We start from the raw sequence: 24,149 nt of genomic DNA on the forward strand, positions 1-24,149 counted from the left end.
CAAGATGAGCATGTCCTCCGCGGAAGCGAGCCAGAACCGTCCCGCCGTGCTTGACTTCAAGCCGCTACTCGACGCGGTCGATGCCGTGCTCGGGACGGCGCAGCGTCCGGTCGAGCTGCACGAACCGCGTTTCGGGAATCGTGAGCGCGAGCTGGTGCTCGACTGCCTCGACACCAACTGGGTGTCGTCGGCCGGCAAATACGTCACCCTCTTCGAAGAGATGGTGGCGGCCGCAACCGGCTCGCGCCACGCGGTTGCGATCGTCAACGGCACCGCCGCCCTGCACGCGGCATTGGTGCTCGAAGGTGTCGAGCCCAACGACGAGGTGCTGTTGCCCTCGATCACCTTCGTCGCGACCGCCAACGCAGTGAGCCATGCCGGCGCCGTGCCGCATTTCGTCGATTCGACCTGGGATACGCTTGGGCTCGACCCGCGCGCGCTCGAGGCGCATCTCGACGCCATCGCCGTGCGGCGGAACGGCGCCTGGGTGAACAAACACACCGGCCGCCGCCTCCGCGCCGTCGTTCCCGTGCACATCTTCGGGCATCCCGTCGACATGGCCGCGCTCGGCGCAGTCGCCGCCCGCTACGGTCTCGTGATCGTGGAGGATGCGACCGAGTCGCTCGGCTCGACCCTGAACGGGAAGGGCTGCGGCACCTTCGGCCATTCCGCGGTCCTGAGCTTCAACGGCAACAAGATCGTCACCACAGGCGGCGGCGGCATGATCGTGACCGACGACGATGCGCATGCCAGCCACGCACGGCATTTTACCTCGACGGCCAAGAAGGCGCATGCCTGGGCATTCGAGCACGACGCGGTCGCCTACAACTACCGCCTTCCCAACATAAACGCGGCACTGGGCTGCGCGCAGATGGAGCGGCTGGCCAAAATGGTCGCAGCCAAGCGCGTGCTCGCCGAGCGCTATCTCGATGCGTTCAGCGATTTCCCCTGCGCGCGCATCTATCGCGAGCCGAAGGGTTCTGAGAGCAATTATTGGCTCAACACGCTGGTGCTCGACCGCGAATACGCTTCGGAACGCGACCGTCTGCTCGAAGCCCTGCATGGCCACGGCATTCGCGCCCGCCCGCTGTGGACGCCGATGCATCTCTTGCCGATGTACCGCGCCTGCCCGCGTGCAGCGCTTCCCGTCGCCGAGGACATGAACACGCGCTGCATCAACCTGCCGAGCAGTCCCTTCCTGGCCGGAGCCACCCAAGAAGGCGCGAACCAGAGCTGATGCCCCGGATCGTCTTCTTCACCATTCACAGCACGACGGCCTGGTGGAAATACCTGGCCTCGCGCATGGAGTTCGCCGACGCGGTCGTGCTCAGTGACCTGCGAGACGACGGCGACTATTCGCTGGTCGACGATTTTTATCGCTTCGCCGACCGGGACGATGCCGCGGCCGCGGCGCTCGACCGGTTCGGCGCGGACGGATGCGCCGACATCATCCTGCGCTGCCGCGTGCTCAGGAGCGTCGATCGCGATCTCGCGCTCAAAATGATCGGTGGCATGACGCAGGCGATCGAGCAGGCCTTTGACAAGCTTGGCCCCGCCCTCGTCATGACCTTCACTATCGACCGCTATGTCATGGACGTGATGGAGCGCGTTGCACGGCGGCGCGGCATCGACTTCCTGGAGATGACGACCTCGATCATTCCGGACCAGGTGATGCTCATGCGCCGCGGAAAGCCGGTCTGGCTGCGCGAGCCCTCAACGGAGGATATCGACGCGGCGGTCGGCCAGCTCTGCAGGGAAGATTTTGCGCCGGCCTATGTCTGCGATGCCAAGCGATTCTCGCTGGCAAAATTCTGGCGGATTTTTGGCTACTACGCGCTACGTGGCGCCTTCTTCAACGTCTGGCGGTTCCTCAAGCGCGACCGTTACAACTGCCATTATCTCGACGCGCTGAAGCGGCTTAAGCACAAGGTGCGCATGCGCGACGTGGCCGTGCTCGGCCTGCTGGATCACGAGTGGGACAAGCGGCTTGCTGACGTGCCGCGGGAGCGGCGGGTTTTCCTCGGGCTTCAGCTCTTCCCCGAGGCCTCGATGGACTATTGGCTCGGGCCGCAAGGCATGCTCGCGCATGACGACGTGGTGGTGCGCTATTGCGAGGTGCTCGGCCGCGCCGGCTACCGCATCTTCGTCAAGGATCATCCGCTGCAGTTCGGTTTTCGCCAGCGCGAGCTGTTCGAACGTCTGGCGAAGCTGCCGTCCGTGGTGCTGGTGCCCTATGACGTGCCGGCGAATCTGTTGATCGGGAAGTGCGCGGTGTCGGTGACGTTCACGGGCACCATTGGTTTCCAGGCGGCGCTGGCCGGGCTGTGCTCGGTCGCGACCGAGCCGTACTACGCGACCCAGCAGCACTTCCTGCACGTTCGCGACACCGATGAGCTCGACGGCCTCGCCGAGCGGCTGGCGCGTTGGCAATCCCCCGATAGTCTCGATACGACCCGCCGCGCAATCATGCGGCACCTGGCGTCGATCAGCGTCGAGGGCGACTATTTCGGCTGGCGCAAGTTCGATCCCGAGAACGAGGCCGTGCGCGCCGCGGTCGAGCCGCTGGTGCGTTCGCTGAACGCGCACCTGCCGAAATTCCTGAAGTCCTGCAGAACCGCGGCCTAACGTTACAGTGGAGAGCGCGCCTGCAACCGATGTCGACGGCGGGCGGAGATGGAAGAGCGCGATGCGTCTGCTTGACCTCGTGACGCGCCCGGCGGTCGCCGGTACGGTCGCGGCGCTGGTGCTGCGTGCGCTGACGCTTGCGAGCCGGTTCCTACTGTCGCTCCTTCTGGCGCGCATGCTATCACCGGCCGAGATGGGACAATACGGCCTGTTGACCGCGGCGCTGGCTTTCGCGCTGCTCGCGGTCGGTCTGGAGTTCTATTCCTATACCTTGCGCGAATTGGTGCCGGCGACGCCCGAGCGGCGCGCGCGCATCATTGCGGACCAGATGGTGCTTGGCACGGCGGCGCTGGTGGCTGTCGGCATCATCGTGGTCGGTGCGATCGCCGCCGGTTCCTTTCCGGCGCGTCTTGCGCCGTGGTTTATCCTGATCCTCGTCACCGAGCATGTCTCGTTGGAAGCGACGCGGATCCTGATCATCACCTGGCGGCCAGTGCGCGCCTACATCGGCGTGTTCCTGCGCGGCGGAATCTGGGTGTACGCGATCGCGCTGCTGATGTTCGCGGCGCCGTCGACGCGGACGCTGGAGACCGTGCTGGTCTGGTGGGCGCTCGGCGGCGTGGCATCGATCGTCTTTTCCGCGTTCTCGCTCTCCGAGCTGCCCTGGCGCGAACTGAGGGGATACCGGCCGGATCTCAAGAACATCCGCGAGGGACTTTGGACCGCGCGTCCGTTCATGCTGACGGCGGCGGGAGCATTGGTGATTTCCTATGTTGACCGCTTCGTCATTGACGCGTTCGTCGGGCGTGACGCGCTCGGCATCTATACGTTCTATTCGACGATCCTGATCGGTCTGTTGTCGCTGGGCAGCTCGGTATCGCATCAGTTCCTACCAAAAGTCATCGCGGGCTATGGCGCGGGTCTGGATGCCTATCGCACGGCGCTGCGCTCCTTCTTCTGGTCGATGCTGGCGCTGGTCTGCGCGACGATGATCCTGTCCGCCTTTGCCATGGCGCCCATGCTGGCGCTGCTGGGGCTGTCCACCTATGCGGCGAGCATCGGCGTGTTCTATGCCATGCTGCCGGGCGTGTTCCTGCGCATGCTGGCGGATGTGCCGTCCTACGCGCTCTACGCGGCCCGGTCGGACAAATATCTCCTGATCTGCAATCTCGGTTCTGCCACGGTGGCGACGGTATTGAACGTGGCGCTGGTCCCTGGGTTCGGCATCTACGGGGCGGCCCTCGCAGGCGGGATTGCCAGCGCCGCGCTGTTCCTGTCCCTGGTGGGCTTCGCGAGCCACAGGATCCGGGAAAGCCTAAGGGAACCTGGCGGAACTCAGCCTGTCGGCCTTCCCAGCGACCCGGATATGCTCTACCCGTGAAGGCTAAGTCGGTATCTCAACGTCAGAGCAATTCTGAATTGTAATCCGAGGGCATTCCTTGAACGGCAACACGCAACAGCTGCTCAATCCGTTGCTCAGCGGCCTGGGGTCCCCCGCGATTCTCATGGTGGTGATCTGGGCCACTACTCTTCTCTTGGTTGCCGGCGGGCCGATCATTTATCCAGGGCAACCGTCTGCCGTTGTGCTCTCGGCGGTTGTGATCGCGCTCGCAATCTTTCTGCTCTCTTATCACGTGGGTAAGCTGTCCTTTGATCGCTGGTCCGAGCAATGGGCAAAATCGTCACACTTTTCCGCACGGGTGCTGGATAGGGTGGTTATGGCCGCGTCGTTGCTCGGGATCGCGGGAATCGCGCTGGTGGCCTTCGATCGTACGGTGCTGAGTGGGGTGAACAATAGTGCCTATTCCGAGTTGCTGCGTTGCGCGCCTCAGTTGGTTGATTCTGTGATGATACGGCGAACGCCGCTGCTCTATGGCGGCTACGCGATGTTCTCCTTCGGATTCGTCTCGATCGTGCTGTTTCTGCTGAAAGCCGAAGAAATCAGGGGATGGGCGGCTGCGCTGGCACAACTGTCCATCGTCTCGCCGGTCGGCTATGCGCTGCTCTATTCGGGGCGGATGCCGATCCTGTTCGTTCTCGTCCTGGTTGCGATGGCGATGCTGGTGCGCGTCACGCAGGGGCGAACCCTCGTGCCGCGTGGCCACTATCTCGTGCTAAAGACCGCCATCGCGGTGGGCCTGTTTGCGGTCTATTCCAGCGCGATCTGGACCAGCAGACAGAATTTCTGCATCCAAATGTCGCCTCTGATCGCCGAATTGCAGGAGGCGAAGAACGAACGTCTGACGTCTCGGGCCGAGAACCGGGCCCGAGCGAATCAAACCCGCCGGCCAAAGGCGACCGAGATGATCACTCCGGCCGAGCTTGACAAACGGCTCGCCGAAGCACAGGCCGCGCCGCGGCTGCCCCAGAAGTCGAATTCGATAGCTACCGCTCTTGATGCGGTGCTGGAGGCCTGGGACGTCCAACCCCGTGGCTATGTCATCTCGGCGATCGACTCCGGCTACCTTTCGCCGCGCAGCGCGATGATCGGCCTCAGCACCTATTTCTATCTGACCCATGGTGTGCGGACGGTTGATCACGTCTGGAACGCCCGCGACAAGTTCACGCCGCAATGGGGCGTGTACGAGATCGGTGTGCTATCGCCGTTGTTGCGGATATTTTTCCCGGGCAGCGATCAAGTGGCGGTCATGGAGACGGAGCAGCGGGAGGCGCTGATCTATGGCTTCTTCCCGAGCGCCTGGGCCGCGGCCTTCATCGATTTCGGCCTCGTCGGCGCCATCGTCTACGTCGCGATCTGGGGCGGCCTGGCCGGCTGGAGCGCGGCCGGAAGCCGGCATTCCGGCCTGATGACGCCGCTGCTGCTGCTCGTGTTCGTGCTCGCCAGCGTCCTTCTCAGCCCGGTTCAGGGACCTCTCGGCATGGCAAATTCGGCGCTGGTGTTGGCGTCGATGCTGGCGACCGGGCTGGTGCTTGATCTGGCCAATCTGCGCGCGCGGGCGCCGCAGGACGCCGGCAAGCTCGGGGTCAACACCCTCGCGACCTAATTCAGCGCGCCGTGAGGTTTCGCAGCCACGCGACTGTCGCCGCGACACCTTGCTGCATATCGCAGGGGAGCGGGCCGCAGACCGCTGCGGTCGGCGCGAGATCGAATTGATACTGCGTAAGCACGTTGTTGAGGCGGAACGAATTGAAGGGAAATCGTTTCAAGCCGATCGCGTTCACCGCGTCGCCGCAGAGCGCCAGCGTGCGCGCGACGCCGGCCGGCAGATGCGGGATCGGGCGCGAACCGAAGTTGCTCTGAAACGCGTCGCACCACGCGATGAGATCGATCGGCGTGTAGTCGGCGAGATAGAACGTCCGGCGATGGATCTGGTCCGTCGGGACGCTCAGGAGACGCCAATACTGGAAGGCGATGTTCTCGATGTAGCTGTAGGACTTCCAGAGCGGGCCGTGCCCGACGTGGAAGTAACGGCCGCGCTCGATCATGTGCAGGAAGCGCTGGTAATGCGCGCTCATGCCGGGGCCCCAGACGGTCGTGGGGCGCGCCAGGCACCATTCGCGTCCGGCGCCATCGGCGCTGCGGACGATCTCCTCGGTGCGCACCTTGCTCTGTCCGTACAACGTGTCGGCCTTATAGTCCGTGTCGTTCGCCGGCACATAGCCGATGCGGCAGACGAGCTGCGACGAGGTCCAGATCGCTCGCCGCACCGACGGCGTGCGCCGCACGGCCTCGACCAGATTTGCGACGCCCTCGATATTGGCGGTGTAACCGGAAAGGTCGGTCTTTTCGTCGAGATCGATGCGTGCGGCGAGATGAACCACCGCGTCCGGCGCGGTGCCGGCGACGGCCTTCGTCAGGCCGTTGGCATCGAGAATGTCGCACACGATGTCGGTCGTCTCGGCCGGAGCCTTGTCGAGCCCCACGACGTCGCAATGTTCGGCGCGCAACCGCCGCACCAGTGCCTGGCCGATGAAGCCGGAGCTTCCGGTCACGAGAACTTTCATGCTGATGTCGCTGTCTTTGCCGACGGGATGGCCGCTTGACCGGCTTGCCGGGCTGATCTACCAAACCGACCAGTCGATTGCAAACTCTGACAAATCCATCGTGTGTAGAGGCATTTTTGCAGTCGCTATCCTTCACCTCGGCTCTAGCCCAACCGGCGTTCGCTTCATGAAGGCATTCGTCTCTGCCGCGTTTCAGGCCATCAACAACATCCTGGAACCGATCGGCTTGCGCCTGATGCGCGCCAACGCGCCGGTCAGGAATTTCGGCCTGTTCTTCAAGCATTTGAGGTCGCTCGGCTTCGATGTGAAGACGGTGGTCGACGTCGGCATCGCCTTCGGCACGTCGCCGATCTACGACGCGTTTCCTCGTGCCAAATATTTCCTGATCGAGCCGGTGGCGGAATGCCGTCCGATCCTGGAGCAGCTCAAGCAGCGGCTCGACGCCGAGTATTTCCTGGTTGCGGCCGGCGCCGAGAATGGCGAGATCACGTTCAACGTCCACGACGACATCTCGGGCTCCAGCATTTTTGCGCAGGTCGAGGGCAAGGCGCTCGACGGCGAGGCGCGCAAGACGCCGATGCGGCGGCTCGACTCGCTGTTGCCGGAGACGCTGGAGCATCCGGTGTTCCTGAAGGTCGATACGCAGGGTGCCGAGATCGAGGTGCTCAAGGGGCTCGGCGCGCGAATCGGCGAAATCGATCTCATGATCCTCGAGACCACGATGATGCCGATGAGGCACGGCATCCCGCAGTTCGCCGACATCGTGCGCTTTTGCGACGAGGCCGGTTTTGCGGTCTATGACGTGCTGGAGGGGCACATGCGCTCGCTCGACGGCGCGCTCGCCCAGATCGATCTCGCCTTCATCCGCAAGGACAGTCCGCTGCGCAGCCAAGCGGCCTATTTCAGCCCCGATCAACTCGCCGAATACCTCAAACGTCCGAGCAAGCTGCGCGGCGCGTAAGCTTGCGTCGAAAGCGTCGCGTCAGATCTCCGCGAGTAGGATGAACAAGCAGCGGCGCTCGCCCTTGTTGACCATGCCACCGCGATGCATGCCATTGCCGTCGAACAGCACGCAATTGCCGTAGTTCGAGGTCGCGGCGAAGTGGCCCTCGCGCAGGCGCGTGACCTCGGGCGAATTGTCGGGGAGGTCGCCGCCGAAGTCGGCCTTCTTGCGCAGGAATGCCGGCAGCGCCATGAACTTTTTGCGTGCGTCGGGCCGGCGGCCGGAGAAGCCGGAGAAATCGTTGGTGCGCCGGACCATGCCCTCGAACCAGCCGATCTTCGCGTTCTGGCTGCCGCGGATGTAGCAGAACGGGCCGCCGTCCGGACCGATGTCATGGACGTAGATCGCGCATTTCAGCATGCCGTAGGTGGCATCGATGTGCAGGTAGCTGCCCCAGGGATCGGCAAGCTGGGTGTCCGGGAAGACGCGCCTCCAGAACGCGAGGTCCTGGTCGTTGATCTGCGCGTTGACGTGCTTCACGCCGGCCGGGCGGCCGAGATAGGCGCTCGCCGCTTCCATGATGCCGTAGCGCTCGAAGATGGATTCGACCGTCGCGAATGCCTCCGGATCGGCGGAGCGCGTGCACCAGTAGACGTTGTCGTCGAACTTGCGCTTCTCCGACGGAATGTTGGCGCGGCGCTCGTCGAGCTTGGCGAAGCCCGGATTGGTGACGCTGCGGATCTGCTCGATTTCGTCGGGCGTGAGGTTCAGGCAGACAATGCCGTCGGACTTGATCTTGTTGAGCAGCGCCAGATTCGTCGGCTTTGCGGGACGCCGCGTGCCGGTCAGCGTGCCGATCGCGCGGCTCGCGCGGATGCGCGCATACATCGAAATGTAGCGCAGCGCCGTCCGCGCGTTGAGGCCGCTGAAGCCGGCTTCCTTGGTCAGCAGCGGCATGTTGTCGTAGTCAACGATGCGGCGGATGGTTACGAAGGCGAACGTGCGTACGAACACGTTCAGCGCGTAGAGGCGCTCGCGGAGGGTCGGCTTGGGAAACATGCCGCCATAGGCCGGATGCTCGTCATAGTCGATCGCGGGAAGCGTGTTGCCGTGATAGGGCGGAATCGGAAGTTCACCAATCTCGATGGCGCGTGCCACCGGCGTCGCGTCGGAAAGGGAATCGATCGTCGTCATGTCGCGTTCTCCCGGAACAAGCGCGGTTCGTCGCAAGCTCGCCCCGATCTATACAGCCTGGGATGCTGCACAGGCAATAATCGCGGGCAGTTATCCGGTCGTTCCGGGCAGTTCCGATGTGGCCGCTAAATCATGGAAATGTTTCGGGAAAGCGCGCGTTAGGTCGATCTTTCGAAGGGTTCCAGCAATGGCCTCGGAGGCGCCGCCGCGGCCATAGGGCGGCGGAGGCTCCGGATCGGGCCGGAACCGGCCCTCGAAGATGCGCATCAGGCTTGCGAGGATGGTGGCCGAATCGGCCGGGCAATCGATGATCGAGGCGGCGCGCAGCCGGCCCTTCTGGCGGTCGCCGATATTGATCGTGGGCACGCCGACGGCCGGCGCCTCCAAAATGCCGCTGGAGGAGTTGCCGACCACGGCGTCGGCAAGCCGCAGCGCGGCCCAGTAGCGCTCGCTGCCGAGCGAGTTGAAGAGATGGGCGCGATCGCCTCGCACCGCGACGAACGCCCTGATCGCATCGTCGATGGCGCGATAGCCCGGATCGGCGTTGACGCCGGTGAAGATGAAGCTGCGGTCCTCGACTTCGGCGAGCGCGCCGAGGAGGGCTGCGACGTTGGCGGCGTCAGCCTCGGGCTGCGCGGTGGTCGGATGCAGCGTCACCAGTAGGAAGCGCTCGGGGCCGGCGATGCCGAGCCCTGCGAACAGCTCGGCGCGGGTCAGCGGCGCCGCGCTGTCCGCCAGATCGAGGCCGGGCGCGCCGACGTTGAAGACGAGATCGGGCTGCTCCCCCATTTGGATCACGCGCTGGCGATAGGGCTCGGCCGCAACGAAATGCAGGCAGGCCATCTTGGTGATGGCATGACGGATCGCATCGTCGAAGGCACCCGCGGTGATCTCGCCGCCATGGATATGCGCGATCGGGATGTTCAGCAGCGTGGCCGCGACCGCGGCAGCCAGCACCTCGTAGCGGTCGCCGAGCACGACGAGGATGTCGGGCGCGAGTTTTGGCAGCGCCTCGGCAAAGCCGGTCACGCCAATGCCGGTGCCGCGCGCGATCGTCTCGGCGCGGTCATCGTCGAGCGCGAGATCGATTTTTGCAGCGATCGGAAAGCCGTCGGCCTCGATCGCGCGCCAGGTCTCGCCGAAGCGCGGCACCAGATGCATACCGCAGGCTATCACGCTGAGCGCGAGGTCGTCGGCCACCTTGAGCCGCGTCAGGACGCCCCGCAGCAATCCATAATCGGCGCGCGAGCCGGTGACGACGGCAATGCGACGGCGTGCGCTCATGCCGGCCGTCGCCAGGGTGAGGCGTCGAGCATGCCGTGCTCGATGACATAGGACGCGTAGGCGAGGTCGGCCGCGCTCTCGATCTCGATCGAATGCATGCGGTCCATCATGATGCCGTAGCTCGCAGACGGGTCGGCGTAGATCTTGCGATGCTTGCGCATCGCATCCCAGCCAACGAGATAAAGAGCGCCGTTCATAGTGACCTCGATCGCCTGGTCCTGCCGCCGCTGCGCCGTGGTCGTCAGCATCTTCTCGACGATACCGCCGATCGAGCCGTCCTTGCCAAGCGTGCCGACGAAGATCGAGGAGACCTCGGTCTCGCGCATGCCGACGACGAGACTCGCCTTCCGCGCGGCGAACAGCTCGACCGCCTCGTCAAAATGCTCGGGTGTTGCGAACGGCGACGAGGGCTCGAGCAGCATGATGGCGTCGTAACGCTGGTTCTCATGCCTCTCGATCCAGTCCATGGCGTGCAGCACCACGTCGTTGGAGGAGGCGGTGTCGGTCGCAAGTTCGGCCGGCCGCTCGAACAGCACTTCGGCGCCATGCCTTTTCGCCTCGGCCCGAATCTCGGCGCTGTCGCTGGAGACGATCAGGCGCGAGCAATAGCGGGACTGCCTTGCCGCAATCGCCTTGTAGCCGGTCAGGCTGAGGCCGCCGATCTCGCGGAGATTCTTGCCGGGCAGGCCTTTTGATCCACCGCGGCCGACCAGCAGGAACAATATCTCGGGCGAGTTCGTCATGGGTCTCAACAATCCTGGGTTCAGGCTACCTTCGAATCGGCCTGATTCGTCACCAGGCGAGGCTGTTATGGGGCCTTTGGGAACACCGCAAGCCGCCCGCTTGCGTTGCTTTTACCAGCGTGCTCGACTAAGACAACCGCTTGATTGGCGGGCGATTTCGCTTCGCCCCCAGCGACGAACCCTATGCATCGCAGAACCCTGATCATTGCTGAGGCTGGCGTCAACCACAACGGCGACCGCGCACGCGCGATTGCGCTTGTGGAGGCGGCGGCGCGGGCAGGGGCCGATGTCGTCAAGTTTCAGTCGTTCCGCGCCGACAAGCTTGCCACCGCGGAGGCTGCGAAAGCGAGCTACCAGCAGGCGACCACCGGCAAGGCGCAGTCGCAGCTCGACATGCTGCGCGCGCTCGAGCTCAGCGCCGACGACGAGGAGCAGATCGCGGCGGCCTGCGCGGCGGCAGACATCACCTACGTGTCGACGCCGTTCGACGCCCACAGCGCCACGCATCTGGTCCGCCGCGTCGGCGTCTCGACGCTAAAGGTCGGCTCGGGCGACCTCACCAACGCGCCGCTGCTGCTGCATCTTGCGCGGTTCCGCCTGCCGATCATCCTATCGACCGGTATGGGGACACTTGCCGAAGTGGAGCAGGCGCTCGGCGTCATCGCCTTCGGCTATTTGGGCGATGCGACGGCAAAGCCGACACCAGCCGACTTCGCAAACCTCCTGCTGGACCGCGCGAGCTGGACGGAGCTCCGCGCAAAAGTCACGCTGTTGCATTGTACGACCGAATATCCGGCCGATCCGCAATCGATCAATCTGCGCGCGATGGCGACGCTGCGCGATGCATTTGGTCTTCCCGTCGGCTTCTCCGACCACAGCCGCGGCATTCACATCGCGGCGGCAGCGGTAGCGCTCGGTGCCGCTGTGATCGAAAAACATCTGACGCTCGACCGCAATCTGCCGGGGCCGGATCACCGCGCCTCGATCGAACCGGACGAGATGGCGGCGATGATCGCCTCGATCCGCGACGTCGAAGCCGCGCTCGGTGACGGACGCAAGGTGCCGGCGCCGGAGGAGATTCCGAACCGTGCGGTGGCGCGGCGCAGCCTCGTTGCGCTTCGCCCCGTGCGTATCGGCGAGCGTTTCACGGAAGACAATCTGGGCGTCAAGCGCCCCGGCAACGGCGTGCCGCCGATGGAATATTGGAGCTATCTCGGTAAGACCGCGCAGCGCGACTACGCGGCCAACGAGGCGCTCGAGCCATGAGCCTGATCGTGCTTTGCGCCGGCGGTCACGCCCGCGTCGTCATCGAGGCGTTGCTAAGCCGTGGCATTCGTCCCGTTGGTGTCACCGACCGCGACCCTGCGCGCGTCGGCGAGGCCATCGGCGCCGTCAAGATCACGGGATCCGACGACGACGTCATGAACATGGCCGCCGATGAGGTCGAGCTCGCCAATGGTCTTGGCAACCGCGCAACGCGCACGGATTCGGGGCTGGCGGGCCGGCGCGTGCTGTTCGAGCGGTTCACCGCGCTGGGTTACAAGTTTCCGGTGATCGCGCATGCGTCCGCCGTAATTGCCTCTGATGCGCAACTGGGTGATGGCGCGCAGGTGATGGCCGGTGCCGTGATTCAGCCCGCGGCGCGGATCGGGCGGAACGTGCTGGTGAATACGCGCGCGGTGGTCGAGCACGACTGTATCGTCGGCGATCACGCGCATGTCGCGCCGGGGGCCGTGCTGTGCGGGGGAGTTTCGATCGGCGAGAGCGTCCATGTCGGCGCCGGTGCCGTGGTGTTGGTCGGTGTCAAAGTGGGCGCCGGAGCCGTCGTTGCCGCAGGGGCGGTGGTTACAAGGGATGTCGCGGCCGGCGGGTTCGCCGGCAACGAGTAGGATTGGTTTGTCATGAAGGGTGCCTTCATTGTCAATGAAGATACGCCGCTGATCGAGACGCTACGGCGCATCGATCAGGGCAATCTGCAACTAGCGATTGTCGAGCGCGAGGGCAGGATCGTCGGAACCGTCACCGACGGCGACGTGCGGCGCGCGCTGCTCGGCGGCGTCGGCCTCGACGCCTCCGTCAACCTCGTGATGAACCGCACGCCGATCACGGCGCCGGTCGGCATCTCGAATCCGGCCGCGCTCAACCTGATGCGCAAGCATTCGATCCACCAGCTTCCGCTCGTCGATGCGGAGGGGCGGGTGGTCGAAGTCAAGCTGATCGACGACCTCGCGCTCGCGCAGCAATCCGATCATTGGGTCGTGCTGATGGCCGGCGGCCTCGGCTCGCGGCTGAAGCCGCTAACCGACGACATCCCCAAGCCGCTGATCCGCGTTGGCGACAAGCCGATCCTGGAGACCGTGCTCGGCGGCTTCGTGAAGGCCGGCTTCGGCAAGTTCTTCATCTCGGTCAACTACAAGGCCGAGATGATCCAGGACTATTTCGGTGACGGCTCGGCCTGGGGCGTCGAGATCAACTATCTCCAGGAGAACGCGCGGCTCGGCACCGCCGGTGCGCTGTCGCTATTGCCGGAGCGGCCGAGGCAGCCGTTCTTCGTCATGAACGGCGACCTGCTGACCACGGTGAATTTCGAGCAGATGCTGAAGTATCATCGCGAGCATCAGGCCTTCTCCACCGTCTGCGTGCGCGAGCATTCGGTGACTGTGCCGTTCGGCGTGATCGACTTCGACGACCATCGCCTGCTCGGCATTCGCGAGAAGCCGACGCAGAAGTTCTTCGTCAATGCCGGCGTCTACCTGCTCGATCCCGGTGTGCTCGATCATCTCGACGCCAACGAAGCTGTGGACATGCCGACGCTGATCGAGCGCACCATCGCCGAGGGCAAGCCGTCGGTCGGATTTCCGTTGCGGGAATACTGGATTGACGTCGGCCGCCTCGACGATCTTCAGCGTGCGTCCGACGAATTCCAGAGGATCTTTGGATGAGCACCGAACGTTCGCTTCGCGAGATGATGTCGCTCGACGGCCGTGTCGCTGTTGTTACCGGAGGCGCCGGCCATATTGGCCGCGCTATCGCGGGCGGCCTTGCCGAGCTCGGCGCTGCCATCGCGCTGGTCGACATCGCGGCGTCCGCCGGCACGGAGGCCGCCGCGAAGCTGACGGCAATGCATTCCGTTAAGGCTGCGATGTTCGACTGCGATTTCGAGCAGGCGGAACCGGTGAAGGACCTGCCGCGGCGGGTGCGCAAAGCCCTTGGCGGCATCGACATCATCGTCAATTGTGCAGCCTTCGTCGGCACCAGCGGGCTGGAAGGCTGGGCGGTGCCGTTCGAGCAGCAGTCGGATGCGACCTGGCGGCGGGCGATCGAGGTCAACCTCACCGCGCCCTTTGTCCTGATTCAGGCCGCGGCCGAGGATCTCGCCAGATCAGGCCGTGGCAGTGTGATCAATATTTCCTCGATCTACGGTCTCGCCGGGCCCGATTGGCGGCTCTACGAGGGAACCCCGCTCGGGAACCCGGCCGCCTATGCCGCGAGCAAGGGTGGCCTGATCCAGATGACGCGCTGGCTGGCCACCACCATGGCCCCAAAGGTGCGAGTCAATGCGGTGGCGCCGGGTGGGGTCTTCAGGGCCACGCCTGAACCGTTTTTGAGCCGCTATGTGGCCCGGACGCCGCTTGCACGCATGGCGCGCGAGGACGATATGAAGGGCGCTGTGGCCTATCTGGCGAGCGATCTGTCGGCCTATGTGACGGGCCAGTGCATTGCGGTCGACGGGGGGTGGACGGCGTGGTAAACCGACAGCAAATCATGCAATCGCGAGAATTCCCGAAATGTTGAGCTGTAGCAAATGCTTGTTGCCGGAAACGGCGGAGGCCACGTCGTTCGACGAGTCCGGTTCGTGCAGCGTTTGCCGTCAGATCGAGGTCCGAGACACCCAGATCGATTGGGACGACCGCTACAAGCAGCTCCAGGAGCTGGTCGGCCAATACCGCGACAAGGGCCTTTATGACTGCATCTTGCCCTATTCGGGCGGCAAGGACAGCGTGTTCCAGCTCTGGTACGTCGTGCGCAAGCTCGGCCTCAAGCCGCTAGTCGTGCGCTTCGACCACTGGTTCTACCGGCCGCTGATCGAGGAGAACAACACCAGGGTGTTCAAGCAGCTCGGTGTCGACGTCCTCAACTTCACGCCGAACTGGCACGTGGTACGCGAGCTTATGCTGGAATCGCTGAAGCGCCGCGGCGACTTCTGTTGGCACTGCCACACCGGCATCTATGCTCACACCATGCAGGTCGCGATCCGCTACGAGACGCCGCTCCTGATCTGGGGCGAGAGTCTCGCGGAATACCAGTCGTTCTATTCCTATGACGAGATGGAAGAGGTCGACGAAAAGCGCTTTAACCGCGCCATGAATCTCGGCATTACCGCCGATGACATGTACGAATTCCTCGGCGGCCGCGTCGCCAAGCGCGACCTCTATCCGTTCGTCTATCCGCCGCGCAAGGAGCTGATGCGGATCAAATGCCGCTCGGTCTGTCTCGGCAGCTACATCAAGTGGGACACCAAGAAGCACGTCGACATCATCAAGAGCGAGCTCGGCTGGAAGGGCCAGGAGGTCGAGGGCATTCCGCCGGAATACGATTACGAGAAGATCGAGTGCTTCTTCCAGGGCGTGCGTGACTACCTTAAATACATCAAACGAGGCATGGGCCGGACCAACCATCTCGCCAACATCGACATCCGCAACAAGCGCATGACCCGCGAGCAGGGCGAGGCGTTGGTACGCGAGTTCGACGGCAAGCGGCCGCCGAGCCTCGATCTGTTCCTCGATTATCTCCAGCTCACCGAGGAGCAGTTCTTGGGCATCGCGATCAAGCACGAGGTCAGTCCGTGGCAGTTCTCGCCGAACACGGTCGAGCCGGGCCGCCGCATGCCGGACATGGACAAATGGAACAACACGCAGGTGCCGTGGCCAAACCATCCGGGTGTCGAAATCGGCGGCGGCAAGGGATAGGCTAGAGGGATAGGCCAGGGAGGATCGATCGGCGGCGCGTCTCGCGCCCGGGGGGAGCAGGCGATGTCACGCGTAGCGATCGTCGATTACGGCATCAACAATGTGCGCTCGGTGAAGAATGCCGTCGAATATTGCGGCTTCGATCCGGTCGTAACCCATGATGCGGATGCGATTGCGGATGCCTCCCACGTCATCCTGCCCGGTGTCGGCGCGTTCGGCGATGCCATGAGCAACATCCGCGCCCGCGGCATCGACGAGATGCTCGAGCGCCATGTCCGCGAGAAGGGCAAGCCGTTCCTCGCGGTCTGCCTGGGTATGCAACTGCTCGCCAACACCTCCGAGGAGCACGCCGACGACGGCGTGGCGCATCGCGGGCTCGGCTGGTTCGATGCCGACGTCCTGCGCTTGATGCCGAACGATCCCACGCTGAAAATCCCGCATATGGGCTGGAACATGGTGGCCAAGGAGCGCAACCATCCGATCCTCGCCAATGTTCGCGAGAGCAATCTGGCGTTCTATTTCGTGCACTCCTTCGCCATGCGCTGCAGGGATGCGGGCGACGTGGTCGGCTTCGCCCAATACGGCCAGCCAGTGACCGCGATCATCGCGCGGGACAACATCGCCGCCACGCAGTTCCATCCCGAAAAGAGCCAGGACACCGGGATCGAGCTGATGAGCAATTTCCTGCGCTGGAATCCCTGACGTCGATGTTGAAGAAGCGCCTGATCCCAAAATTCCTGCTGCGCGACGGCAGGCTCGTCAAATATGTCCGCTTCTTCGAGAACGAGCGAGCCGCCGGCAATCCGGTGACCACGGCGAAGGTCTACAACGACTATGGCGTCGACGAGCTGATCGTGCTGGACATCGTGCCGAGCGCGGCCTCGCGCGGCCGCGTCGTCGACATCATCGAACGGATGTCGGAAGAGATCTTCATGCCCTTCACCGTCGGCGGCGGGGTCAAGACGCTCGACGACGTCAACATGCTCTTGCGCGCGGGCGCCGACAAGGTGTCGGTGAACTCGGAGGCCGTGCGGCGTCCGGAGTTCCTGCGCGAGGCGGCACGGACCTTCGGCGATCAGTGCATGACGGTGTCGATCGACTACAAGAAGATCAGCCCCAACCACGCCAGTGTGTTCATCGACGGCGGACGCGAGCATGTCGCGCTCGATCCGATCGAATGGGCGCGGCGCTGCGAGGATCTGCATTGCGGCGAGGTGCTGCTCGGCTCGATCGACCGCGACGGCACCATGTCGGGCTACGACCTCGATATCATTCACAAGGCGGCGAACGTCTTGAGCGTGCCGCTGATCGTCTCCGGCGGCTGCGGTTCGCTCCAGCATGCGATTGACGCGCTGGAGGCCGGCGCGTCCGCGGTGGCGATCTCCTCGATGTTCCTGTTCACCGACCACAGCCCGATCAAGCTGCGCAGCCACCTGTTCTCGCGCGGCCTTGACGTGCGCGCCAGCTCCTCAAGCAGGAATTAGCCCCCCGTGCAGCTCTCGCTTGCCCGCAACGACCTCGCCCTCTATGTGCGCAAGCAGTTCGAAAACCTGTTCCCTGACGGGACCGACCTCGGCGATCTCCCGAGATTCGTCGATCTCACGCTCGGTCGGATCGACCATTGTTTTTCGCGTGTCCGGCTGAAGGGATTTTTCGCCAACGGCGAGGCGCGGTTCTCGCACTGGCACTCCGACCAGTATGCGATCTTCCTTTATTATCTCGCCAATTCAGCCTTTCGCGAGCGGCCCGGCCATCCCATCGCCAACAAGGCCTATGCGCTCAACAAGGCGCTGCACGCGCTCGACGCGTTTTACGAGGTGGAGCTGCCCGACGTGTTTGCGGTCCAGCATCCGGTCGGCACCGTGCTCGGGCGCGCCAGCTATTCGGACTATTTCATTTGCTATCACAATTGCACGGTCGGCGCGAACCTCGACAACAACTATCCCTCCTTCGGCCGCGGCGTCGTGATGTATGGTGGCAGCCGAATCATCGGCAAGACCGCGGTGGGCGACAACACCTTCGTCTCGACGGGCGCTATCGTGATCGACGGCGGCGCGCTTGCCGCCGACAGCATTTTGCACGGCATTTATCCGAAGGCTGCGAGGTCGCCGACGTCGCGCAACGTGGTGCGCGACATCTTCGGCAACTAGCGTTCTCCGCCGATCGGCTTGCCGCTCAATTGCGAGCGCCAGATCCCGAACGTCAGCAGGGGCGAAATAGGCGTGATTGCTCTTCCTCTCCGCGTGTTCCTGCCAGAGGTCGCGGACCGCGTTCGGCTCGAGATAGGGTTCGAAGATCTCGCGTGAGCGCACGAAGAGGTCCGTGCGGAGCGGCCTGAGCGCGCCACGCAACAGCGCGGCGAGCGGACTGTTGAACCCGCGCTTGGGGCATTAGAGATGACTCCATCCGCGCCCTTCCGCCGGAGGGCATCGCGCGGCAGCGGCTTGGTCGGTTCGCGCAGCGGCGCGATCAGTCGAGGCTGCACCGACCCGAAAATTCATGATCCGCCGATCAAGGAATGGAATGCGGATCTCGACCCATCCGCCATGCTCATCGCGTCAGTCTTCATCAGAAGGCCGCGCGGCAGGTGGTAGGTCTGGCCGGCGATCAGACAGCGATCCAGATGGTCCGATCCGTCGGCACTGTCGATGGCGAGGCGATAGCCGGTCGTCGGGCTGGTGCGCGCGAGATGATGTAACGCGGGCCCATAGAGTGCTGGAATCAGGAACTCCGGAATATATGGTCGCCATTCCGCGTGTGCATGTGGGCCGCCAGGGGCCAGGCCGAGCAGAAACCGTGACAGCAGTGCGGCCCGGGGCAGCCTCGATTCGTTGACGCCGAGACCGGAATACGCGAGTCGGCCGATCGATCGCGCGATCCAGTCCGGAACGAGTGGGCCAAAGGCGGCGCAAGGCCCGGTAGGTCGGATATCCGCCAAAGAACTCGTCGGCGCCGTCGCCTGACAGAGCGACGGTCGAATTGCGGCGAAGCTCGCGCGTCAGGAGCAGCAGGGGACCGGCGCTCTCGTCGGCCACCTGCCCGTCGAAATGGTGGACGACGCGCGCGAGCGTTGCGGCCGGATCCGGATCGCTGCTGATGAAAACGATTCGGTGCGGCAGCGAGGTTTGCGCGGCGACGATCGCGGCAATCGCTGTCTCATCGTGGCTTTGCTCGAAAAACGAGGCGGTCACGAGCAGGAAGGAGTCGCGGTTCGCCAGTGAATAGGCGATCAATGAACTGTCGATTCCGCCGCCCTGGAGCAGTCCGACCGGCACGTCGCTGATCAGTTGCTCTGCGACGACCTGATCGAACAGCCCGACGAAAGCCTCCGTCGCTTCCTTGAGATCGGCAAAGCGCGCCTTGCGATGTGGCCGCGAGCCTTCGGCGGCCTTCGAGGTTCTCAAGCGCAATCTGGCGGAAGAAGCTGGTCGCGTGATCTTTCTGAACCTTGCCGGACACGAGATGCCGACCGACGCCGAGTTCGATTTGATCGTATCGATCGGCGTGATCCACCACATTCCTGCCCCGAATCCCATCGTGCAGCTTCGTTGCGAGCGTCCGGGCGGCAGGATGATCGTGTGGCTCTACGGAGAGGAAGGAAGCGGCCTCATCGTGCAGAGCATTCGCGCTTTGCGCGCGGTGACCACGCGGCTGCCGCACGTGATGGTGGCGGCCATCGCCTCGCTCCTGACGCTTGCGCTGGATGTCTACATCTTCGGGTGCCGCTACGTGTAGTGGGTGCCGCTCCGCGACTACATCAACAACGTTGTGGGCCGTTTCTCTCGCTCGAAACGCTATCTGGTCGTCTACGATCAGTTGCGCCCCGCCTATGCGAAGTACTATGGCGAAGCGGAAGCGCGAGCGCTTCTCGAATCAAATGGCTTTTCGGACGTTCGACTGCATTTTCGCCATGGGTACAGCTGGACGATTGTTGGAACGCGGCCAGAGGTTAGGTCAGCCGCTTGAATCCGGAATGGGCGACGGGGCCGCGCAGCAACTGCTTGACGGCCTTCTGGTCGACCGCAGTGCGCAAGTCCCGGAACACCTCGGTCAACGTCTCCAGGTAGCGGTCGACATGGGCGTCGGTGTGGGCCCACATCGCGTAGAACGAGCCGGTGGCGAGGATGCCGCGGTCGAGCATCATCTGCGTGAACAGCGTTCGCACCTCCTGCGCATCGGGCAGGTCGAAGGCGAAATGGCCGAGCGGCGAGATTCCGGAGACATGCAGCGGCATGCCGGTGGCTTGTGACGCCTCGGTCCATCCTTTCTGGATGCGACTGCCGATCCGCATCAGGTGCCCGGCGACGTTCTGTTCACGATGCTTGCGCAGGGTGGCAAGGGCCGCGACCGGGCCGACCCGCTCGGTCCATGCCGTCGAGCTGACGAAGGTCTCTTGCGCGGCATCCATCACCGAGGCGCGGCCGACAATCGCGGCCATGGGGAAGCCGTTGGCGATGGCCTTGGCGAACACGGCGATGTCGGGGTCCACACCGTAGGCGAGATGCGCGCCGCCGGAGTTGATGCGGAAGCCGGAGGTCACTTCATCGAAGATCAGCGCGGCACCGCAGCGGTCGGCGAGCGCGCGGATGCCCTTGATGAAGGCGGGCTCGGGCTCGCTGGAGCGCACCGGCTCCATCACGATCGCAGCGAGCCGCTCGCCATGGGTGGCGACGATCGCCTCGATCTCGTCAAGCTTGTTGAAATGGAACGGATGCATCAGGCCGGCGAGACCGCGTGGCACGCCCTTGGTGTCGAGGCCGGGCAGCAAATGGCCGTCGAGCGCGGTGGTTTCGCCCAGATTGGCGCTGAGATACCAGTCGTGCCAGCCGTGATAGCCGCAGAACGCCACCATGTCGCGACCGGTCGCCGCACGTGCGATGCGCACCGCGATCGCCATGGCCTCGCCGCCGGCGCGGCCGAAGCGCACCATGTCGGCCCAGGGGTGCAGCTCCACCAGCAGTTCCGCGAGCTCGATATCCTCGGCGCAGTTCAGGGTCGACATCGCCCCCATGTCGATCGCGGTCTTCACGGCCGCATCGACGTCGGGATCGGCAAAGCCCAAAATGGTGGCGCCGATGCCGCAATAGCTCATATCGAGATAGGTCTTGCCGTCGAGATCGACGACTGAGGCGCCCTTGGCCGACTTGAAATAGGTCGGCCACTGCTCCGGCAGGAACATTTCCGGCCGCTTTGAGAGCAATTGCGTCCCGCCGGGCATGACCTTGCGGGCGCGTCGGTACATCGTCTGAGCAGTATTCGACATTTTCGTCCGCCGAAAGATTATCGTCGTCGTTATCGGAAACTCGGTGAGAAGGCAAGACCGGAGAGCCGAGGAAAATCTTTGATGATTGAATAACTTAGTCAACCACAGTTGACGAGGCTTTCTGGTTCGAAGTACGAGGGCATAAAGCTGGGGCGGTCGTCCTGCATCCGAGACTTAAGAGCGCTGGGTCTGATAAGGAGTGTGCCCAAAGCCGAAAACTGGATGCTCTAAGTCATTCTCATCACGTGGTGCGAAGGGATGCTGTTATGAGGGACGTAGGGTCAATTCCCCAGATGACTGAAGCGGTCCGCCGCCCGGGGAAGATATCCATCGTAATTCCCATCTTCAACGAAGAAGACAATATAGAGCCGCTTTACGCCGCGCTCGTAAAAGTAAGCTCGACTTTGGATCGAGATGTCGAAGTGATCTTGGTTGATGACGGATCGACCGACCAATCGAGAAAGCGTCTTGAGCGTTTGGCAGCTTCTGATCCGCGCTTCAAAGTGATTGCCTTTGCCAGAAACTGCGGCCAAACAGCTGCGATGATGGCCGGAATTGATGCGGCCGAAGGTGATATCATCGTGCCTATGGACGGCGACCTGCAGAATGATCCGGCCGACATTCCCCGCCTCCTAGCCAAGATGGAGGAGGGATTTGACGTCGTGTCGGGTTGGCGTCGGGATCGGCAGGATAACGCCCTTTTCAGAAACTTCCCGTCTCGACTGGCAAACCTGCTGATCTCCTGGTTGTCTGGCCTCTCGCTTCACGATTACGGCTGCACACTGAAGGCGTACCGCGCCGATCTCCTGCGTGGCTTTCGCCTTTATGGAGAAATGCACCGTTTCATCCCGATCTATGCGGCTTGGCAGGGCGGGCGGGTGACCGAAATGCCAGTCATGCATCATGCGCGGCGAGCCGGCAAATCAAAATACGGGCTCGAGCGCGTGTTCAAGGTAGTGCTCGATCTTTTGTTGGTTAAATTTCTGACGCGTTACGAAACAAAGCCGATCTATGTTTTTGGCGGAGCCGCCGTCGCATTCTTTGCACTTGGATTTTTCGCAGGCATTTACGCGCTTTGGCTCAAGTTCGCCGACGGCATCACATTCATCCAGACCCCCCTGCCGCTTCTTGTCTCTCTGTGCGCCATAACTGGCACGATGTGCATCCTAATGGGTTTGCTCGCTGAGCTGATGGTGCGAATCTATTTTGAATCGCAGAGCAAGCGCATCTACGATGTGAGGTACAGGCTCAATTTCGACGTCAAGAGCAACTGAGATGTGCGGAATTGCGGGATTTGTCGGCCCGGAGAATCCCATCGCCCTAAAGGCGATGGGTGATGAGCTCGCTCATCGCGGCCCCGACGGGGAGGGCTTCTTTTCCGACCCCATGAGACGCGTTCATTTTGCGCATCGACGCCTGGCCATCCTGGATATTGATGGGGGCATTCAACCGATGTCTCTTCCGGACGGCAGGCTGACGGTCATCTTTAACGGCGAAATCTACAATCACCGCGAACTCCGGTCGGGGCTGGAAGCGCGTGGGCATCGCTTCCAAACCTCGCACAGCGACACCGAGGTGCTGCTTCATGGTTGGCTTGAGTGGGGCGCCGATCTCCTGCTCAAGCTCAACGGCATGTTTGCTTTCGCACTCTTTGATAGGACTAAGGACCGTTTGCTCCTGGCTCGAGACCGGTTCGGCGAGAAGCCGTTGTTTTGGGCAATGAAGAACGGCGAGTTTGTCTTTGCATCCGAGCTCGGTGCACTGATCAAGCATCCTTGTCTCAAAGGAACAAGCATTGACCGGCTGGCGATCCAGAAGCTCTTTGCCTATAGTTTCATCCCAGGTACCATGACACCGCTTGCTGGCGTTCAGCGTCTTCGGCCGGGCAGTTGGCTCGAACTCGACGTGTCTCACTGTCGTCGCGGTTCTTTGCCGGTTCCGGTTGAGCGATCCTACTGGCGCTTTTCGATTTTGCCCGATATGGCGCCGCCCGGAGATGAAGATGATTGGGCCGAAGAGCTAGATCATCTTCTTGGTAAATCCGTATCAGCGCGTCTGGAAAGCGACGTGCCGCTCGGCCTGTTTCTGTCCGGCGGCGTGGATTCGTCGGCGATCCTGGCGCATGCGGCGGATAGGCGCAACCCTAAGACCATCGATGCGTTCTCGATCGGGTTCACCGAGTCTAGCTTCGACGAGTCTAGGTACGCCGAACGGGTCGCCAGGCAAATCGGATGCAACTGGCACGTCAATACTTGCGATCTAGATGGGCTGCGCTCGGAGCTCGGCGCTTTGCTCGGGCGGATCGACGAACCGATGGGGGACAGTTCCGTCGTTCCGACTTCGATGTTGTGCAAATACGCGTCGGAGAGTGTTAAGGTTGCGCTGTCGGGCGACGGAGGCGACGAGCTCTTTGCCGGCTATGATCCCTTCAAGATTCTCGGGCTCGCCCGGACGTATCACACGATGGTTCCGCGCAAGGTCCATCGGGCGATCTCCATTCTGGCGTGCCGTCTGCCGCCGTCCGAACGCAACATGAGTTTCGACTTCAAGGTCAGGCGCGGCCTGAGAGGACTCAGCTTGAAGCCGTCGATGTGGAATGCGGCCTGGCTTGGAGCCCTCAGCGGCCAAGAGATCTCGGAGCTCTTCGAGGACGAGGTCGATTCCGAGACGCTGTACGAGGAGGCAATTACGCTGTGGGAGCAATCGGACGCCCCTGATGATGCGAACCGCACGCTGGAATTCTTCACCAATCTCTATCTGCCCGACGACATTCTGGTGAAGTCTGATCGCAGCTCGATGCTCGAATCGCTTGAGGTCCGGGCCCCCTTTCTCGACAATGATGTCGTGGAGTTCGCAAGGCGCCTGCCGATTGACGTCAAGTTGCGCAAGGGCGTGAGCAAGTGGATCCTGAAGCGTTCGCTGCGCCACCGGTTGCCTGAGGACATTCTCCACCGACCGAAGAAGGGCTTCGGCGCGCCGATCGCGCGGTGGCTGCGGGAGCTTCCGATGCCGGTCTCGCCACGAACGAACTTCCTCAATCAGGGCGTCCTGTCGCGGCGCTGGGCTGACCACGCGGCAAAAAGGTGCGACGACCGGGGAGCGCTGTGGATCTGGCTTGGCCTGGACGCGCGCCTGCCCCGGCTAGCCCCATAGGATGATCG

General features: G+C 63.2%; 22 protein-coding genes. 16 read left to right on the top strand and 6 right to left on the bottom strand.

The window, feature by feature from the left end; all coding sequences use genetic code 11:
• Window positions 1-4 precede the first annotated feature (4 nt).
• The 4 genes from I6F21_RS06290 to I6F21_RS06305 all read left to right on the top strand — a co-directional run bounded on the left by I6F21_RS06290 (window position 5) and on the right by I6F21_RS06305 (window position 5,630).
• Window positions 5-1,237 (top strand): LegC family aminotransferase, encoded by a 1,233-nt coding sequence (locus I6F21_RS06290; protein WP_225182920.1) that lies wholly within the window; start codon window positions 5-7, stop codon window positions 1,235-1,237.
• Window positions 1,237-2,625, top strand: a complete 1,389-nt coding sequence (locus tag I6F21_RS06295) for an alpha-2,8-polysialyltransferase family protein (RefSeq protein WP_225182921.1) — start codon at window positions 1,237-1,239, stop codon at window positions 2,623-2,625. The genes I6F21_RS06290 and I6F21_RS06295 overlap by 1 nt, the downstream gene beginning before the upstream one ends.
• 61 nt (window positions 2,626-2,686) lie before the next feature.
• A complete protein-coding gene (locus I6F21_RS06300; protein WP_225182922.1) occupies window positions 2,687-4,006 on the top strand; it encodes a polysaccharide biosynthesis C-terminal domain-containing protein in 1,320 nt (439 codons plus the stop codon).
• A 58-nt stretch (window positions 4,007-4,064) separates the two neighbouring features.
• Window positions 4,065-5,630, top strand: a complete 1,566-nt coding sequence (locus I6F21_RS06305) for a hypothetical protein (protein ID WP_225182923.1) — start codon at window positions 4,065-4,067, stop codon at window positions 5,628-5,630.
• Between the two features lies 1 nt (window position 5,631).
• On the opposite strand, the gene I6F21_RS06310 is transcribed toward I6F21_RS06305, so the two are convergent.
• On the bottom strand, window positions 5,632-6,591 hold the full coding sequence (locus I6F21_RS06310) for an NAD(P)-dependent oxidoreductase (RefSeq protein ID WP_225182924.1): 960 nt from the start codon (window positions 6,589-6,591) through the stop codon (window positions 5,632-5,634).
• 166 nt (window positions 6,592-6,757) lie between these two features.
• On the opposite strand from I6F21_RS06310, the gene I6F21_RS06315 reads away from it, so the two are divergent.
• Complete coding sequence (locus I6F21_RS06315; RefSeq protein ID WP_225182925.1) at window positions 6,758-7,552, top strand: FkbM family methyltransferase; 795 nt, start codon at window positions 6,758-6,760, stop codon at window positions 7,550-7,552.
• 21 nt (window positions 7,553-7,573) lie between these two features.
• Here I6F21_RS06315 and I6F21_RS06320 read toward each other — a convergent pair whose 3' ends face one another.
• From I6F21_RS06320 to I6F21_RS06330, 3 genes are all read right to left on the bottom strand, one after another.
• A complete protein-coding gene (locus I6F21_RS06320) occupies window positions 7,574-8,728 on the bottom strand; it encodes a hypothetical protein (protein ID WP_225182926.1) in 1,155 nt (384 codons plus the stop codon).
• A 90-nt stretch (window positions 8,729-8,818) separates the two neighbouring features.
• The gene (neuC, locus tag I6F21_RS06325) at window positions 8,819-10,012 is read right to left on the bottom strand and encodes a UDP-N-acetylglucosamine 2-epimerase (RefSeq protein ID WP_225182927.1); all 1,194 of its coding nucleotides are present in this window, start codon (window positions 10,010-10,012) and stop codon (window positions 8,819-8,821) included.
• A complete protein-coding gene (locus I6F21_RS06330; protein WP_225182928.1) occupies window positions 10,009-10,755 on the bottom strand; it encodes an acylneuraminate cytidylyltransferase family protein in 747 nt (248 codons plus the stop codon). The genes neuC and I6F21_RS06330 overlap by 4 nt, the downstream gene beginning before the upstream one ends.
• Before the next feature lie 183 nt (window positions 10,756-10,938).
• Between I6F21_RS06330 and neuB the strand changes: the two genes are divergently transcribed.
• From neuB to I6F21_RS06370, 8 genes are all read left to right on the top strand, one after another.
• Window positions 10,939-12,021 (top strand): N-acetylneuraminate synthase, encoded by a 1,083-nt coding sequence (gene neuB, locus I6F21_RS06335; protein ID WP_225182929.1) that lies wholly within the window; start codon window positions 10,939-10,941, stop codon window positions 12,019-12,021.
• A complete protein-coding gene (locus tag I6F21_RS06340; protein WP_225182930.1) occupies window positions 12,018-12,644 on the top strand; it encodes a NeuD/PglB/VioB family sugar acetyltransferase in 627 nt (208 codons plus the stop codon). Before neuB ends, I6F21_RS06340 begins: the two co-directional genes overlap by 4 nt.
• A gap of 12 nt (window positions 12,645-12,656) precedes the next feature.
• Window positions 12,657-13,697, top strand: a complete 1,041-nt coding sequence (locus I6F21_RS06345; RefSeq protein WP_225182931.1) for a nucleotidyltransferase family protein — start codon at window positions 12,657-12,659, stop codon at window positions 13,695-13,697.
• Window positions 13,694-14,506, top strand: coding sequence for an SDR family oxidoreductase (locus I6F21_RS06350; RefSeq protein ID WP_225182932.1), 813 nt, complete (start codon window positions 13,694-13,696; stop codon window positions 14,504-14,506). Before I6F21_RS06345 ends, I6F21_RS06350 begins: the two co-directional genes overlap by 4 nt.
• 37 nt (window positions 14,507-14,543) lie before the next feature.
• Entirely contained in the window at window positions 14,544-15,725 is a 1,182-nt protein-coding gene (locus I6F21_RS06355) for an N-acetyl sugar amidotransferase (RefSeq protein ID WP_225182933.1), read from the top strand.
• A gap of 63 nt (window positions 15,726-15,788) precedes the next feature.
• Window positions 15,789-16,427, top strand: a complete 639-nt coding sequence (gene hisH, locus I6F21_RS06360) for an imidazole glycerol phosphate synthase subunit HisH (protein ID WP_225182934.1) — start codon at window positions 15,789-15,791, stop codon at window positions 16,425-16,427.
• Window positions 16,428-16,432: 5 nt separating this feature from the next.
• Window positions 16,433-17,209 (top strand): imidazole glycerol phosphate synthase cyclase subunit, encoded by a 777-nt coding sequence (locus I6F21_RS06365; RefSeq protein WP_225182935.1) that lies wholly within the window; start codon window positions 16,433-16,435, stop codon window positions 17,207-17,209.
• A gap of 6 nt (window positions 17,210-17,215) precedes the next feature.
• Window positions 17,216-17,875, top strand: a complete 660-nt coding sequence (locus tag I6F21_RS06370; protein ID WP_225182936.1) for a hypothetical protein — start codon at window positions 17,216-17,218, stop codon at window positions 17,873-17,875.
• Window positions 17,876-18,283: 408 nt separating this feature from the next.
• Here the strand turns inward: I6F21_RS06370 and I6F21_RS06375 are convergent, their stop codons facing one another.
• Window positions 18,284-19,129 (bottom strand): asparagine synthase-related protein, encoded by an 846-nt coding sequence (locus I6F21_RS06375; protein ID WP_225182937.1) that lies wholly within the window; start codon window positions 19,127-19,129, stop codon window positions 18,284-18,286.
• A gap of 58 nt (window positions 19,130-19,187) precedes the next feature.
• On the opposite strand from I6F21_RS06375, the gene I6F21_RS06380 reads away from it, so the two are divergent.
• The gene (locus I6F21_RS06380) at window positions 19,188-19,460 is read left to right on the top strand and encodes a class I SAM-dependent methyltransferase (protein ID WP_225182938.1); all 273 of its coding nucleotides are present in this window, start codon (window positions 19,188-19,190) and stop codon (window positions 19,458-19,460) included.
• A 214-nt stretch (window positions 19,461-19,674) separates the two neighbouring features.
• On the opposite strand, the gene I6F21_RS06385 is transcribed toward I6F21_RS06380, so the two are convergent.
• The gene (locus I6F21_RS06385; protein WP_225182939.1) at window positions 19,675-20,988 is read right to left on the bottom strand and encodes an aminotransferase class III-fold pyridoxal phosphate-dependent enzyme; all 1,314 of its coding nucleotides are present in this window, start codon (window positions 20,986-20,988) and stop codon (window positions 19,675-19,677) included.
• 293 nt (window positions 20,989-21,281) lie between these two features.
• Between I6F21_RS06385 and I6F21_RS06390 the strand changes: the two genes are divergently transcribed.
• Window positions 21,282-22,262 (top strand): glycosyltransferase family 2 protein, encoded by a 981-nt coding sequence (locus tag I6F21_RS06390; RefSeq protein WP_225182940.1) that lies wholly within the window; start codon window positions 21,282-21,284, stop codon window positions 22,260-22,262.
• Window position 22,263: 1 nt separating this feature from the next.
• Window positions 22,264-24,141: an asparagine synthase (glutamine-hydrolyzing) gene (gene asnB, locus I6F21_RS06395; protein ID WP_225182941.1), complete on the top strand. Its 1,878-nt coding sequence runs from the start codon at window positions 22,264-22,266 to the stop codon at window positions 24,139-24,141.
• Window positions 24,142-24,149 lie beyond the last annotated feature (8 nt).

It is taken from the genome of Bradyrhizobium sp. NBAIM03 (assembly GCF_020194055.1).
Classification (GTDB): domain Bacteria; phylum Pseudomonadota; class Alphaproteobacteria; order Rhizobiales; family Xanthobacteraceae; genus Bradyrhizobium; species Bradyrhizobium yuanmingense.